Source organism: Hydrogenophilus islandicus (assembly GCF_054657095.1).
In genome coordinates, this window is the sequence record NZ_BAAHXE010000007.1 from 39,489 (window position 1) to 53,127 (window position 13,639).

The following is a 13,639-nucleotide window of genomic DNA, read 5'->3' on the forward strand; positions in this document are numbered from 1 at the left end:
GGTCACTGCAGGACATACGCTCCCGGCGCGGCACCGAGATTCGGCCACGTTTGCGGGTCACTTGCGGCAACGCGCTCCCCTGCACCACGCTGCAACCAGGCGAGCCAGTCATTCCACCAGCTGTTGGGCTGCGGCTCAGTTGCCGCGAACCACTCGTCGGCCTTGGGAATGATTTCGGCAAAATCGCTTGCGCGGTAGTGGCGTTTCGGTGGGTTGCGCGGCGGGTTGACGATCCCGAGGATATGGCCGGAGCTCGAGAGGACGTAGCGTTTGGGACCGCGAACCTGTTTCAGCAAGCGATAGGTCTGGCGCCACGGTGCGATGTGATCATCCTCCGCCCCCACCGCGTAGATCGGGACCGTGATCGCGCGCAGATCCACTGGCTGCCCCAAAAGCACCAGTGTTCCGGGTTTCACCAGGCGATTGTTCAGATAGAGCTCGCGCAGATACCAACAGTGCATCGCTGCCGGCATCCGCGTGGTATCCATGTTCCAGTAGAGCACATCAAAGGGGGGAGGCTCCTCCCCGTAGAGCCAGCCGTGCACCACATAGTGCCAGATCAGCGAGTTCGAACGCAGCAGGCGAAACGCTGCAGCCATTTCGCCACCGTCAAGGTAGCCGGTGAGCGCCATCTTATGGCAGAGGTACCGGACGGTTCCTGGATCGATAAAGACCTCGATATCCCCAGGTGCCGCAAAATCGACGAGCGTCGTGAAGAAGGTGGCACTGGCAAGCGGCGTCTTCTCCCCCAGTTCGGCCCCCTTCACAGCGGCATACGACGCCAGCGCCGTCCCCCCCAGGCAGTAACCCACCGCCTGCACCCGGTCTGCTCCGCTCAGGGAACGGGCCGTCTCCACCGCCAAATCGATGCCGTCGCGCAGATAGTCGTCAAAAGTCGTTGCCGCCATCTCCGGGGTAGGGTTGCGCCAGCTGATGAGAAAAACGTCAAACCCGGCGTCCCGCAGGAACTGGACCAGACTTTTTTCCGGCGTCAGGTCGAGGATGTAAAATTTGTTGATCCACGGCGGGACGATCACCAGCGGTCGGGCGTACTGGGTGGGAGTCGACGGTCGGTAGCGGATCACCTCGGCAAGGGCGCTTTTCGCAACCACCTGCCCGGGCGTCGTGGCAAGATTTTCCCCGACGCGGAAATCGTCGGTGCGGGACATCCGCACCTGACCCGCAGCCATGTCGGCCCAGAAATTCTTGACCCCCTGCCAGAGCGACTCGCCACCGCTTGCAAGCAACCGCCGTTGCGCTTCCGGGTTGGTCCACAAAAAATTGGTCGGTGCCCATGCGTTGGCAAAGACCCGGTGCCAAAAGGCCGCGCGGCGACGCTCCCTTTCCGCGACGCCCGGTGCAGCGTAGATCGCATCCTGAATGAACCGGGTAGCCCCGAAGTAGGCTTGCTGAAGCCCGGCCCAAAGCGGATGATCTTGCCATGCGGGATGGTCCCAGCGGCTATCGTCGGCAACAGGCGGGAAGGGGGGTTGGGCAGCAGCATCCCCCGCAACACGGCGCCAGACAAACTGTTGCCAGCGACCGGTCGTCTCCAGGGCCTCACCCCACAAGTGACTCAGCTCCACCGGGTGGGTTGCCCACGCATAAGCAGCATGAACCAGAGGGGCAGCAACCCCGATCGGGTCCCAGCTCTCCTCGGCCATCTGATGGAGCACCTCCGCCATCCGCTCGGATGTTGAATGCAATCCGTTGCTCATCGCTACCCCTTTTCCGTTTCCGCTACGCTATAATGGATCAATCTAACACACGCGCAAGGAGTTGCCAACTATGTTTCGCCATCTCTTGGTACCCACCGATGGTTCTGAACTGTCGCAAGCCGCAGTGGAACGGGCGGTCACATTCGCGAAGCGTCTCGAGGCGCGGATCACCTTTTTTTATGCCCAACCCGACTTTCCGCTGCCCGTCTATGGCGAAGGGGCGCTGATCGACCCCACCACTCCGGAGCAGTTCCGCAAGGCTGCAGAGGAAGAGGCCAAAATGATCCTCAATGCCGCCAAAGAGCGGGCAAGTGAGGCTGGCGTTGAGGCCGATACCGACACCGTGGTGAGCGACGCCCCAGCTGAGGCGATCATCGATGCGGCCGAACGGCATGGGTGCGACCTCATCTTCATCGCGTCGCACGGCCGCAGCGGCATCGCCAAACTGCTCTTGGGGAGCGTCACCCACAAGGTGCTCTCCCACACGAAACTGCCCGTATTGGTCTACCGCTAGGAAAAGGACGCAAAAAACGCCACACGCCTTCCTGCGGGAAGGCGTTTGAATGAGGCCGACTGCCCGAACCCGATGACCATGCAGTCGGCCAAACTACCTTTAGCCTACGCTTCGGGCTTGTCGTTCATGTGCTCCTTCACGAAGCGGTAAATGTACCCCGCCATCACAACAATGAAACCGATCGTAAAGAGGCTCAACAACCCGATATCGGTCGTCAGGAACTCCCGCAGTGCGTCAGACATGATGCCCTCCTATTGCTGATTAGGAACACTCGGTAGGATGAGCTCCTCTCTCTCGGTCGGGATTTGGATGGTCCCGCTCAGTCGCCACTGGCGGGACTCGTCTTCGATCACAATATGCCACCGCCCCATCGTCGGCAAGGGGAGCGGAGCCCAGTAGCGCCCGTCATCGAGCACCAGATTGAGCTGCTGATCCTTGCCGTTTTGGGTCGGATGAACGAAACGGACGGTGATGAGGTGCGGGAGGGTGGTACGCAGCCGGTCGCGATCGAACCAAAGGGTCAACCGCCCCTCTTGCCAATGAACCCAAGCGGCAAGTCCCAACTCCGCCGCTTTTGCAGTGCGATCGATCCGCTTCTGGATTGCCAACCCCTCTTTGTAATAGTCGTCCGAAACCAACCCGTCCCAACTCTGTATCGCCAGTTTCAGAGTGTAAAAACCAACGACAATGGCAACGAGCGGCGGCACCATCAGCAACCATGGCCACCGCTCTTTGTACCAAGGAGTTGAAGAACGTTGCGAACGACCGGTCATCACTTACTCCGCTACCAGGAAGGTTGCGTGCTCGCGGGTAACATTGGTCGGTTCATCGGCCACGCGGATCTCAAAATAGATATCGTAGCGCCCCGGCTTCACTTCACTTGCCGGCGCCTGAACGGACAAGACGACCGATTCAGTCGATGCCGCCGCCATTGAAACCACCGTGGGACCCTCGATCCGCACACCGGGAATCCCCGAAACCGAAATGGCGTACTGCCGTGGCCGTTCCGCCATGTTCATCAGCCGCAAGGTGTAGACATTCTCGATCCAGCCGCCGGGGAGCTCGCGGGAGAGTGTCGCCCGGTCCCGCAGCACATCGACCCGCACATCAGGCCGAGTGGCGATCTTGTAGAACAGCACCCCAGTAAAGATCGCCAACAAGATCCCATAGACGAGCACCCGCGGCCGCAAAACCCGACGCCACGCCGTACGCCGATCCCAGTGGTAGAGCATCGCGTTTTCGGTGCTGTAGCGGATCAGCCCCCGCGGGTAACCCATCTTGTCCATCACCTGGTTACAGGCGTCGATGCACGCCGCACAGCCGATGCACTCGTACTGCAAGCCGTTGCGGATGTCGATCCCGGTGGGGCAGACCTGAACGCAGATGCCACAATCGATACAATCCCCTTTGCCGATCGACCGGGGATCGACCCCTCTCTTCCTCGGCCCACGTGGCTCGCCCCGCTCGGCGTCATACGTGATGATCAGCGTATCGGGGTCGAACATCACCCCTTGAAAACGGGCATAAGGGCACATGTACTTGCAGACCTGCTCACGCAGTACCCCCGCGAGGAGATAGGTGAACCCGGCGTAAAAGAAGATCCAGAACCATTCCCACGGGCCAAAACTCAGCGTCGCCAACTCGGCGAGCAACTCCTGCCGCGGGGTGAAGTACATCACCAGGGTAAAGCCCGTCCACAGCGAAAAGAGGATCCACACCACATATTTGGTGCCGCGCCGCAGAAGTTTCTCGCCACTCCACGGCGCTTCGTCAAGCTTACGCCGCTTGATGTGGTCTCCCTCGATTTTCTCCTCGAGCCACATGAAAATTTCGGTGTAGACCGTCTGTGGGCAGGTGTAGCCACACCAGAGGCGCCCCGCAATGGTCGTGAAGAAGAAGAGCGCGTAAGCCGAGAGGATCAAGATGATCGCGAGGAAAAAGACGTCCTGCGGCCAGAAGACCCAGCCAAAGAGGTAGAACTTGCGTTCAGTCAGGTGAAAAAGGACTGCTTGCCGGCCGTTCCAATCAAGCCACGGAAGACCATAAAAGATCGCTTGGGTCAGGAAGACGAAAAACCAGCGCCAATTTTGAAAAGGGCCAGTCGTTGAGCGGACGTAGAGCTTTTTACGCTTCGCGTAGAGTGTCTGCTCTTCGGGCTCGCTTTTCTTGCGCGACGCTGGCTCTCCCCGGTTGATTTCCTCGGGGCTCTTCTGTTCCGCTTCCAAGACGTTGGCAGCGGTGACTTTATCGTTTTCTGAATCCATCATTATTTCCTTATCTTCTTATCATGACGGCGCATTACTTGAAGCGCGCATGACCGATTGGGGTTGGAAACAATGGGGGGCGGGCTCCACCCTGCCCCCTAATTCGAGTTACTTGTGGCTCAAGCTCCAGACGTAGGCCGTCAAGAGGTGAACCTTATCTTGCCCGAGGAACTCGCCGAACGCCGGCATCCGGTTCTGAAGGCCATTGAGCACGTTGCTGACAATCTGCGCTTCCGATGAGCTGTAGAGCCAGATGTTGTCGGTGAGGTTGGGAGCACCGATCGCCGTGTTCCCTTTGCCATCGGGGCCGTGGCATGCAGCGCAGTTTTCAGCAAAGATCTTGGCACCGAGTTGCGCCCGCGTCGCGTCGTGCGAAAGACCAGAAAGCGATCGGACATAGTGGGCAACGTTTTTCGCCCCATCTTCGCCGAGCTGCGGGAAGGGGGGCATCACGGCCATACGGCCAGCGGTGATCGTCGCCTTGATATATTCAGGAGAACCATCGCCACCCAGCCAGTCGTTGTCGGTCAGGTTCGGGAAACCCTTCGCGCCACGGGCGTCAGCCCCATGACACTGCATGCAGTAGGTCTGGAAGAGCCGTTTCCCCATCCCCATCGCTTCGGGGTCTGCCGCGATCGCTTTAACGTCCATGTTGCGGTACTTCGCGTAGAGCGGGCCATACTTCTCTTCCGCCGCCTTCATCTCCCGCTCCCACTGACCGACGGAGGTCCACCCCGCGATCCCTTTGAAGCTACCAAACCCCGGATAGATCACCAGATAGGCGATACCAAAGATCACCGTGATCCAGAAGAGGTACATCCACCAGCGCGGCAGGGGGTTGTTCCACTCCTGGAGGTTCTCGTCCCAGCTGTGGGGTTGCAGCTCCCCAACTTTGCCGGTGGCGCGCATGTTGCTCGCGATGATGAAGACACAGAAGAGCAGCGACAGCGCCACAATTCCTTTGACATAGAGATCCCAGAAGGGAGAAATGAAATCAGCCATGACTCGATCCTCTCTCGTTATTGCCGTTTTCCGGTTCGTCCAGGAAGGGGATCCGAGCTGCTTCGTCGAACCCGGGTTTGGCGTGCTTGCTGTAGGCCCACGCGACGATCGCCAGGAAACAGACGAACGACAGGACCGTCACCAGTGCGCGCCAATCGTTGAGATCCATCAGCTCACCCCTTCCCGAATCCCGTTACTGGAAGTTGGACAACGCGCGGCCCAACCCTTGCAGATAGGCCACCACCGCATCCATCTCGGTCTTGCCTTCGAGCATCTTCGGCGCGTTGGCGATCTCCTCTTCCGAGTAGGGATGGCCGAGCTTCTTCAGCGCGCGCATCTTCGCCTGGATCGACGCGACGTCGCTCTCCTTGATCGGCCGGTTCAACCACGGAAACGCCGGCATGTTCGACTCGGGCACCACGTCACGCGGATTGTTGAGGTGCGCGCGGTGCCACTCATCGGAGTAGCGGCCGCCCACGCGGTGGAGGTCGGGACCGGTCCGTTTCGACCCCCACTGGAATGGGCGGTCATAGATGTACTCACCGGCGACCGAGTAGTGGCCGTACCGCTCTGTTTCGGCACGGAACGGGCGAACCATCTGCGAATGGCAGTTGTAGCACCCTTCGCGGATGTAGATGTCCCGCCCCGTGAGGCGCAACGCGTCGTAGGGTTTGACGTCAAGCGGCTTGCCGTCGCGGTCGATCGGTTTCGTGGTCGAGTGCTGGAAGAAGAGCGGCACAATCTCCACCAACCCCCCCACACTTACGGTCAGGAGGGTCAGAATGATGAGCAGCGGCACGCTCCGTTCGATGATGTCATGTTTTGAATGTGCCATGATCCCTTTCTCCTCGGATTAGTGGGCCGCAGCCGGAGCCGGCATGATCCGCTCTTCCACCGGTTGCACACCGGCGATCGTCTTCACGACGTTGTAGAGCATGATCACCATCCCGGCGAGGTAGAGGAGACCGCCCAACGCGCGGATCGCCCAGAAGGGGTAGGAGGCTTTCACCGACTCGATGAACGCGTAGGTAAGCGTCCCGTCGGCGTTGGTGGCCCGCCACATCAACCCCTGCATCACACCCGAAATCCACATCGACGCGATGTAGAGGACGATCCCGATCGTCGCGATCCAGAAGTGGAGCGTCACCAAGTCTTTCGACCACATCTCGGTTTTGCCGTACATCCGCGGGATGAGGTAGTAGAGCGAACCGATCGTCACCATGCCGACCCAGCCGAGCGCCCCGGAGTGGACGTGGCCAACGGTCCAGTCGGTGTAGTGCGAAAGGGCATTCACCGTCTTCACCGACATCATCGGCCCTTCGAAGGTGCTCATCCCGTAGAACGAGAGCGAAACGATCAGGAACTTGAGGATCGGGTCATCCCGCAGTTTGTACCACACCCCCGAAAGGGTCATGATCCCGTTGATCATCCCACCCCAGGAGGGAGCGAGCAGGATCAGCGAGAAGATCATCCCGAGCGACTGCGTCCAGTCGGGAAGTGCCGTGTAGTGGAGGTGGTGGGGACCCGCCCACATATAGGTGAAGATGAGGGCCCAGAAGTGGACGACCGAAAGGCGGTAGGAGTAGACCGGCCGCTGCGCCTGCTTCGGCACGAAGTAGTACATCATCCCCAAGAAGCCTGCAGTGAGGAAGAAACCGACCGCGTTGTGGCCGTACCACCACTGCACCATCGCATCCTGCGCACCCGCGTAGAGCGAGTAGGACTTCCACAGCGTCACCGGGATTTCACCGCTATTGACGATGTGGAGCAGCGCCACCGCAATGATGAAGGCGCCGTAGAACCAGTTGGCGACGTAGATGTGGCTGGTTTTGCGCTTCGCGATCGTGCCGAAGAAGACGATCGCGTAGGCGACCCAAATGAGGGTGATCAAGAGGTCGATTGGCCACTCAAGCTCGGCGTACTCCTTGCCGGTGGTGATCCCGAGTGGCAGCGTAATCGCGGCGAGCACGATCACCAGTTGCCAACCCCAGAAGGTAAAGGAGGCGAGCGCCGGCGCAAAGAGCGAGGTGTGGCACGTGCGCTGGACCACGTAGTAGGAGGTGGCAAAGAGAGCGCTACCTCCAAACGCAAAGATCACCGCGTTGGTGTGCAGTGGCCGCAAGCGGCCAAAGTGGAACCACTCGCCGAGGCCGGTAAAGTCAAGCTGCGGCCAGACGAGCTGCGAGGCGATGAGCACCCCCACCGCCATCCCGACAATGCCCCAGATCACCGCCATCACGGCGAACTGGCGCACGACTTTGTAGTTATAAGTCGTTTGCGCTTCCATAAGACCTCCTATCCAGAGAACCCAAACTTACGGCACAATTGCCGCCACCCATAAGGATACACCGAACGCAAAAAGATGTATTGATCTAAATCAAGAAAGCGTTGCCATTTTAGCAACAAAGCGCCCCACGTGCATTCAGCGCTGGTGAATACCGTCGAAAGGAACCAAAAAAAAGGGTGCGAATGATCGCACCCCCAACCCCAACAGAGAGACAAGAAACCCAACGGCCGCCACATTGCGCGAACCGCGTAGTCATTATAGCCGCAATGCCGACACGGTTCTTTGAGATAAGTCAACATTCCCTCACTTTTTTTCCGCTTTGCCCTCCTCAGGGGGAACAGGTCGCGGCTTCTCGTCGTCAAACAAAATTTGGTATGCGGGGCCTTCAAGGTCATCGAATTGGCCGCGCTTCACCGCCCACCAAAAGACGACACCGATCACCGCGACGAGCACGAGCGAGAGCGGAATCAAGAGGTAGAGGATTTCCAGATCCATGGATCCTTTACTCCGGCAGCCGCTGCAGCCGCAGCGCGTTCGCGACGACCACCAGGGAACTTGCCGCCATCCCGATCCCTGCAAGCCACGGGGTCACCCAGCCTGCCATCGCCAGCGGGATCGCCAGAACATTATAGGCAAACGACCAGCGGAGATTCTGCCGGATAATCCGCAACGTGCGTTGCGACTGGCGGTAGAGCCACCAGACCCCCAAAAGTGATTCGCTGGCCAACACAACGTCGGCGTGGAGCCGCGTGAGGTCAGCGCCCCCGCCCATCGCGATGCCGACGTCGGCAGCGGCAAGCACCGGTGCGTCGTTGACCCCATCCCCGACCATGCCGACCACTGCGCCTTGTTCCCGGAGCGCCACGAGCTGCGCGTGTTTCGCCTCTGGGAGCAATCCCCCCTGCGCGTCCGCAACACCGAGCTTCTCCGCAACAGCCCTGACTGCGTCAGGACGATCGCCGGAGAGGATATGGAGCTGCACGCCCGCTGTAGCGAGTCGTTCAGCCACCGCTTGCGCCTCAGTGCGAAGGGCATCGCGCAACACCAAAACGGCGATCCACTCCCCCTCTTCGGCAAGGGCAACGAGCGTGGCGTCGCCGTTGGCGCCGTCAGTCAGCCCCTCGGGAAGCGAGGGGAGTCCTAAAACCCCCTGGACCCACTCCGGCCGGCCGAGCGCGATCCGGCGGCCAGCGACGCACGCACTCATCCCGCCCCCAGTCTCGTGGCTGATCGCTTCAGCGGGAAGTGGCGAAAGCCCCTTCTCCTCCGCCGCGGCAAGAAGCGCACGCGCGATTGGGTGGTTGCTCCCCGCCTCAAGCGTCGCAGCGAGCGCGAGCGCATCCTGCTCGCGATAACGCGGCGAGAGGAAAACGACCGCCTCGAGTTGCGGCTTGCCCACCGTCAAGGTGCCGGTCTTGTCGAAACAGCAGTCGGTGAGCCGCGCGGCGGTCTCGAGCACATGGCCGCGCGTCACCAGCACGCCGCGACGCAGGAGCGCGTCGGTTGCCGCGGTGACCGCAGCGGGGGTTGCCAACGCCAACGCACACGGGCAGGCGACGATCAACACCGCAACGACAGCCGGAACGATGCGCGTGGGATCCCACCACGCCCAGAAGAGCAGGGTGATGAGGGCAAGGAGGAGGACCGTCACGACGAACCGCCCCGCGAGGCGATCGGCTTCCGAAGCAATTTTGGGCCGTTCGCTCTGCGCCCGCTCGACGAGCCGCCGGATACTTGCCAAACGCGACTCTTCGCCAACCCGGGTCACTTCGACGATCAACACCCCGCCACCGTTGGTACTTCCCCCAACCACTTCGTCGCCGACGCTTTTCGCCACCGGACGACTCTCGCCGGTGAGGATCGCCTCCACCACGTCGCTACTGCCCTCGACGACGACGCCATCGGCTGGAAAGGTCTCCCCCGGTTTGACCCGGAGACGATCGCCGGGACGGAGGCGCACCGCCGGGACCGTCTCAAAACTGCCCGTCTCGGGATTCCACCGCTCCGCGAGCGCCGGAAGCGCCCGCGCAAGCTCGTCGAGGCTACGCACCGCCCGCTGCCGTGCCGCCATCTCAAAGTAGCGACCGGAGAGAAGGAAAAAGGCAAACATGCTCACCGAATCGAAATAGACGTCGGAGTAACCTGTCACCATCCCAAAGAGGCTCGCGGCAAAAGCGATCAAAAGGCCAAGCGCTACCGGGACGTCCATCCCGACGCGCCGCTGTTTGAGGTCACGCCAGGCGTTGCGGTAAAACGGCCCGCAAGAATAAAACATCACCGGCAGGGTCAAGAAGAAGGATGCCCAATAGAAGAGCTGGCGGTAGGAGGGATCCATCTCCCCTTCGCCGGCAAGGTAGGTGGGCACGAGGTACATCATCACCTGCATCGACGCAAAACCGGCAACGAAGACGCGCCACAACATCGAGCGGCGCTCCCGCTGCGCCACCGCCTCACTCGTCTGCGCATCGAACGGATAGGCGCGGTAGCCGATCTCTGCCACCGCCTGGAGAATACGGGAGAGCGAAATCTCCTCTGGGTTCCAGCGAACAAGCGCTCGCCGCGTCGCGTAGTTGATCTCGACGTGGGTCACCCCTTTCTGCCGCCGCAGGTGCTGTTCGTTGAGCCAGACACACGCCGCGCAGGTGATCCCTTCGAGGATCAGCGACACCTCCCGCTCGTGGTCGGATGCCGGGCGCGAAAGCTGCGCGACCAGTTCCGGGGCGTCGAACGCCTCCAACTCCTTCAAGACATCGGGGAGCGCCTCCCGCACCGGTTCAGGCATCGCGTCGCGGTGGCGGTAGTAGTCGGCAAGCCCCGCCGCGACGATGGCGTTCGCGACCGCTTCGCACCCCGCGCAGCACATCCGGCGGGGTACCCCGTCGATGGTGACGGTGTAGTGGGTGTCAGGCGGGATGGGCAGACCGCAGTGGTAACAATTCGGGTCGTTCTCGTCGGGTACGCTCATCAAACGTTTCGTGCGGGAGACGGACCGACCCGATTGTACCCGAAGGGCTACTTCGCGCCCATGCGAATCGCACCGTCGAGGCGGATCGTCTCGCCGTTGAGATAAGGGTTGGAGACGATATGAAGGACCAGCGCGGCGTATTCGGCTGCTTTCCCCATCCGGCGCGGGAAGGGGACCATCGCATGGAGCGACTGCTGGACCTCTTCGGGCATCCCCAACAACATCGGCGTCTCCATGATCCCCGGTGCGATCGTCATCACGCGAACGCCGTGGCGGGCCAATTCCCGTGCCGCAGGAAGGGTCATCGCGACGATCCCCCCTTTCGAGGCAGCGTAGGCGATCTGGCCGATCTGCCCCTCGAACGCGGCGATCGACGCGGTGTTGACGACCACCCCCCGTTCGCCCGTCTCATGGGGTTCATTGGCGACCATCTTTTCGGCAACGAGGCGCATCGTGTTGAAGGTGCCGGTCAGGTTGATCGCGATCGTTCGTTCAAAGAGCGCCAGGGAGTGGGGCCCGTCGCGGCCAACCAGCTTTTCAGCTGGGGCAACCCCGGCGCAGTTCACCAGCACATCGATCCGCCCGAAAGTCGCGACCGCCTCATCCACAGCTGCCGCCACCGACGCTTCATCAGTGACATCGCAAAAGAGGAACCGCGCCCGATCGCCGAGCGACGCAGCCACCGCCTCCCCTTTTTGCGCGTCACGGTCGAGCAGCACCACTTTCCCCCCGTTCGCCACTGCGGCCGCGGCGGTTGCCGCACCAAGCCCCGACGCTGCGCCGGTCACCAGAAAAACTGCGTTTTTCGTCTCCATCACCTTCTCCGCTAGTTACGTTGACGTCAACGTCAATCGTACCACAAAAAAACCGCCCCGCAGGGCGGCGTCGCGAAGAGAGGAGCGAATGGCTCAAACCGAGAAGGAGGAGCCGCAACCGCAGGTCGTAACCGCATTCGGGTTGCGGATCACGAACTGCGCCCCGTTAATGTCCTCAACGTAGTCGATCTCAGCACCCACGAGGTATTGATAGCTCATCGCGTCGATCAGAAGCGTCACGCCCCCTTTCTCGATCACGGTATCGTCGTCGGCCACCTCCTCGTCGAAGGTAAAACCATACTGAAAACCGGAGCAGCCGCCGCCGGTGATGAAGACGCGGAGCTTCAAGTTGGGATTCCCCTCCTCATCGATCAGCTCGCGCACCTTGGCCGCTGCCGCATCGGTAAAGATGAGGATATCGTCGGTAACCGCTTCACTCATTGCCATGACTCCTTGACTGTTGCCGTTCCAATACCTTAGCGTTTTACTCAGAAAAAAGCAACCCCCCTTTCGGGGGGCGCGATCCACTTCTTGCGGATGGAGCGTTGAAAGTGACGCAGTGGCCGTTACGGCGAGACCGGGACAGCTTCCAACCCCATCGTCTCAGGGAAGCCAAACATCAGGTTCATATTTTGCACCGCTTGACCGGCTGCCCCTTTCACCAGGTTGTCGATCACCGAGAGCACGACCACCCTTGCTCCTCCTCCCGGACGATGAACGGCAATCCGGCAGAGGTTCGCGGCGCGAACCGAGCGGGTCTCCGGGTGCGACCCGGGGGGCATCACATCGACGAACGGCTCGTTCCGGTAACGCGCGGCATAGAGCTCCTGCACGTCGACCTCTTGGGTGAGTTCGGCGTAGAGCGTCGCGTGGATTCCGCGGATCATCGGCGTCAGATGGGGAACGAAGGTGAGGTCGACCGCGCTACCAGCGACCCGCGACAACCCTTGGGTGATTTCGGGTAGGTGGCGGTGGCCAGCGACGCCGTAGGCTTTGAAATTGTCACTCGCCTCGGCAAAAAGGATATGGACTTCCGCCTTCCGCCCTGCGCCCGAAACCCCCGACTTGCAGTCGGCGATGAGCCCTTCCCGCCGCACCACGCCCGCTTCAAGAAGCGGCGCCAAGCCCAACTGCACCGCGGTCGGATAACAACCGGGGTTGGCGACGAGCTGCGCGTTGCGAATCTCGTCGCGAAAGAGTTCGGGCAACCCATAGACTGCCTGGGCGACCCATTCGGGCGCCGCGTGCTTCATCCCGTACCAGCGCTCCCACGCCGCAACGTCACGCAGGCGAAAGTCGGCGGCAAGATCGATCACCCGCACCCCTTTCGCAAGGAGCCGCGGCGCCTCTTTCATCGCGATGCCGTTGGGTGTGGCGAAGAAGACGAGATCGCACTCCTCCAGTGGCGCTTCATCGGGATGAGCGAAAAGAGCATCGACGCGCCCCCGGAGCGACGGGAAAAGCGCGGCAACGGCTGTGCCTGCCTCGCCGCGCGAGGTGATCGCATGGAGCACAACCTGAGGATGTCCCGCGAGAAGGCGCAGAAGCTCTACGCCCGTGTAACCTGTTCCGCCAACGATACCGACACGAATCATCGCACCTCCAAGTGAGTACACCCTGCCGGGCGCACAACAAAAAAGCCACCGCGGAGGTGGCTTCGTTCGCCGTGCTCTTCGCTTTAACGCTTCGAGTACTGTTCGGCGCGGCGGGCTTTCTTGAGGCCCACTTTCTTGCGCTCGACTTCACGCGCATCCCGCGTGACAAATCCGGCGGCGCGCAACTGCGCTTTCCACTCAGGGTTGTAATCGACGAGCGCACGGGTGATGCCGTGACGGACTGCACCCGCTTGGCCCGATTCGCCACCCCCTGAAACCGTGATAGTGAAGTCGAACTGTTCCGCCACCCCGAGGAGGTTGAGCGGCTGACGCACCACCATACGCGCCGTTTCACGGGAGAAATAGTGATCAACGGGTTTGCCATTCACGACAATGTTGCCGCTACCGGGCTTCAGAAAGACACGCGCCACAGCCTCTTTGCGGCGTCCCGTACCATAGTTTTGCTTGACCGCCATCGT

15 protein-coding genes are annotated in these 13,639 nt (G+C 61.1%); 1 reads left to right on the forward strand and 14 read right to left on the reverse strand.

All coding sequences use genetic code 11. From position 1 onward, the window contains the following. Positions 1–2: 2 nt before the first annotated feature. The gene (locus ACYQ6T_RS03835; RefSeq protein WP_459827859.1) at positions 3–1,718 is read right to left on the reverse strand and encodes a PHA/PHB synthase family protein; all 1,716 of its coding nucleotides are present in this window, start codon (positions 1,716–1,718) and stop codon (positions 3–5) included. Between the two features lie 70 nt (positions 1,719–1,788). Here ACYQ6T_RS03835 and ACYQ6T_RS03840 point away from each other — a divergent pair, with 70 nt between their 5' ends. Further along, complete coding sequence (locus ACYQ6T_RS03840) at positions 1,789–2,232, forward strand: universal stress protein (protein ID WP_459827862.1); 444 nt, start codon at positions 1,789–1,791, stop codon at positions 2,230–2,232. Positions 2,233–2,336: 104 nt separating this feature from the next. Here ACYQ6T_RS03840 and ACYQ6T_RS03845 read toward each other — a convergent pair whose 3' ends face one another. The 13 genes from ACYQ6T_RS03845 to rpsI all read right to left on the reverse strand — a co-directional run bounded on the left by ACYQ6T_RS03845 (position 2,337) and on the right by rpsI (position 13,636). Next, the gene (locus tag ACYQ6T_RS03845) at positions 2,337–2,474 is read right to left on the reverse strand and encodes a DUF3149 domain-containing protein (protein ID WP_459827865.1); all 138 of its coding nucleotides are present in this window, start codon (positions 2,472–2,474) and stop codon (positions 2,337–2,339) included. Positions 2,475–2,483: 9 nt separating this feature from the next. Beyond that, positions 2,484–3,005, reverse strand: a complete 522-nt coding sequence (locus ACYQ6T_RS03850; RefSeq protein ID WP_459827867.1) for a FixH family protein — start codon at positions 3,003–3,005, stop codon at positions 2,484–2,486. 3 nt (positions 3,006–3,008) lie between these two features. Continuing rightward, the gene (gene ccoG / locus ACYQ6T_RS03855; RefSeq protein ID WP_459827870.1) at positions 3,009–4,496 is read right to left on the reverse strand and encodes a cytochrome c oxidase accessory protein CcoG; all 1,488 of its coding nucleotides are present in this window, start codon (positions 4,494–4,496) and stop codon (positions 3,009–3,011) included. A 108-nt stretch (positions 4,497–4,604) separates the two neighbouring features. After that, on the reverse strand, positions 4,605–5,498 hold the full coding sequence (ccoP, locus tag ACYQ6T_RS03860) for a cytochrome-c oxidase, cbb3-type subunit III (RefSeq protein WP_459827873.1): 894 nt from the start codon (positions 5,496–5,498) through the stop codon (positions 4,605–4,607). Then, entirely contained in the window at positions 5,491–5,667 is a 177-nt protein-coding gene (locus tag ACYQ6T_RS03865; RefSeq protein ID WP_459827876.1) for a cbb3-type cytochrome oxidase subunit 3, read from the reverse strand. Before ACYQ6T_RS03865 ends, ccoP begins: the two co-directional genes overlap by 8 nt. A 24-nt stretch (positions 5,668–5,691) precedes the next feature. Then, positions 5,692–6,333 (reverse strand): cytochrome-c oxidase, cbb3-type subunit II, encoded by a 642-nt coding sequence (ccoO, locus tag ACYQ6T_RS03870; RefSeq protein ID WP_459827879.1) that lies wholly within the window; start codon positions 6,331–6,333, stop codon positions 5,692–5,694. A gap of 18 nt (positions 6,334–6,351) precedes the next feature. Next, positions 6,352–7,785 (reverse strand): cytochrome-c oxidase, cbb3-type subunit I, encoded by a 1,434-nt coding sequence (gene ccoN / locus ACYQ6T_RS03875; protein WP_459827882.1) that lies wholly within the window; start codon positions 7,783–7,785, stop codon positions 6,352–6,354. A gap of 303 nt (positions 7,786–8,088) precedes the next feature. Continuing rightward, complete coding sequence (ccoS, locus tag ACYQ6T_RS03880; RefSeq protein ID WP_459827884.1) at positions 8,089–8,280, reverse strand: cbb3-type cytochrome oxidase assembly protein CcoS; 192 nt, start codon at positions 8,278–8,280, stop codon at positions 8,089–8,091. Positions 8,281–8,287: 7 nt separating this feature from the next. Continuing rightward, positions 8,288–10,750 (reverse strand): heavy metal translocating P-type ATPase, encoded by a 2,463-nt coding sequence (locus tag ACYQ6T_RS03885; protein ID WP_459827887.1) that lies wholly within the window; start codon positions 10,748–10,750, stop codon positions 8,288–8,290. A gap of 47 nt (positions 10,751–10,797) precedes the next feature. Continuing rightward, the gene (locus ACYQ6T_RS03890) at positions 10,798–11,565 is read right to left on the reverse strand and encodes an SDR family NAD(P)-dependent oxidoreductase (RefSeq protein WP_459827890.1); all 768 of its coding nucleotides are present in this window, start codon (positions 11,563–11,565) and stop codon (positions 10,798–10,800) included. A gap of 93 nt (positions 11,566–11,658) precedes the next feature. Continuing rightward, positions 11,659–12,006: an iron-sulfur cluster insertion protein ErpA gene (gene erpA / locus ACYQ6T_RS03895; RefSeq protein ID WP_459827893.1), complete on the reverse strand. Its 348-nt coding sequence runs from the start codon at positions 12,004–12,006 to the stop codon at positions 11,659–11,661. A 125-nt stretch (positions 12,007–12,131) separates the two neighbouring features. Then, on the reverse strand, positions 12,132–13,160 hold the full coding sequence (gene argC / locus ACYQ6T_RS03900) for an N-acetyl-gamma-glutamyl-phosphate reductase (protein WP_459827896.1): 1,029 nt from the start codon (positions 13,158–13,160) through the stop codon (positions 12,132–12,134). An 83-nt stretch (positions 13,161–13,243) separates the two neighbouring features. Then, positions 13,244–13,636 (reverse strand): 30S ribosomal protein S9, encoded by a 393-nt coding sequence (gene rpsI / locus ACYQ6T_RS03905; RefSeq protein ID WP_459827899.1) that lies wholly within the window; start codon positions 13,634–13,636, stop codon positions 13,244–13,246. Positions 13,637–13,639: the final 3 nt, after the last annotated feature.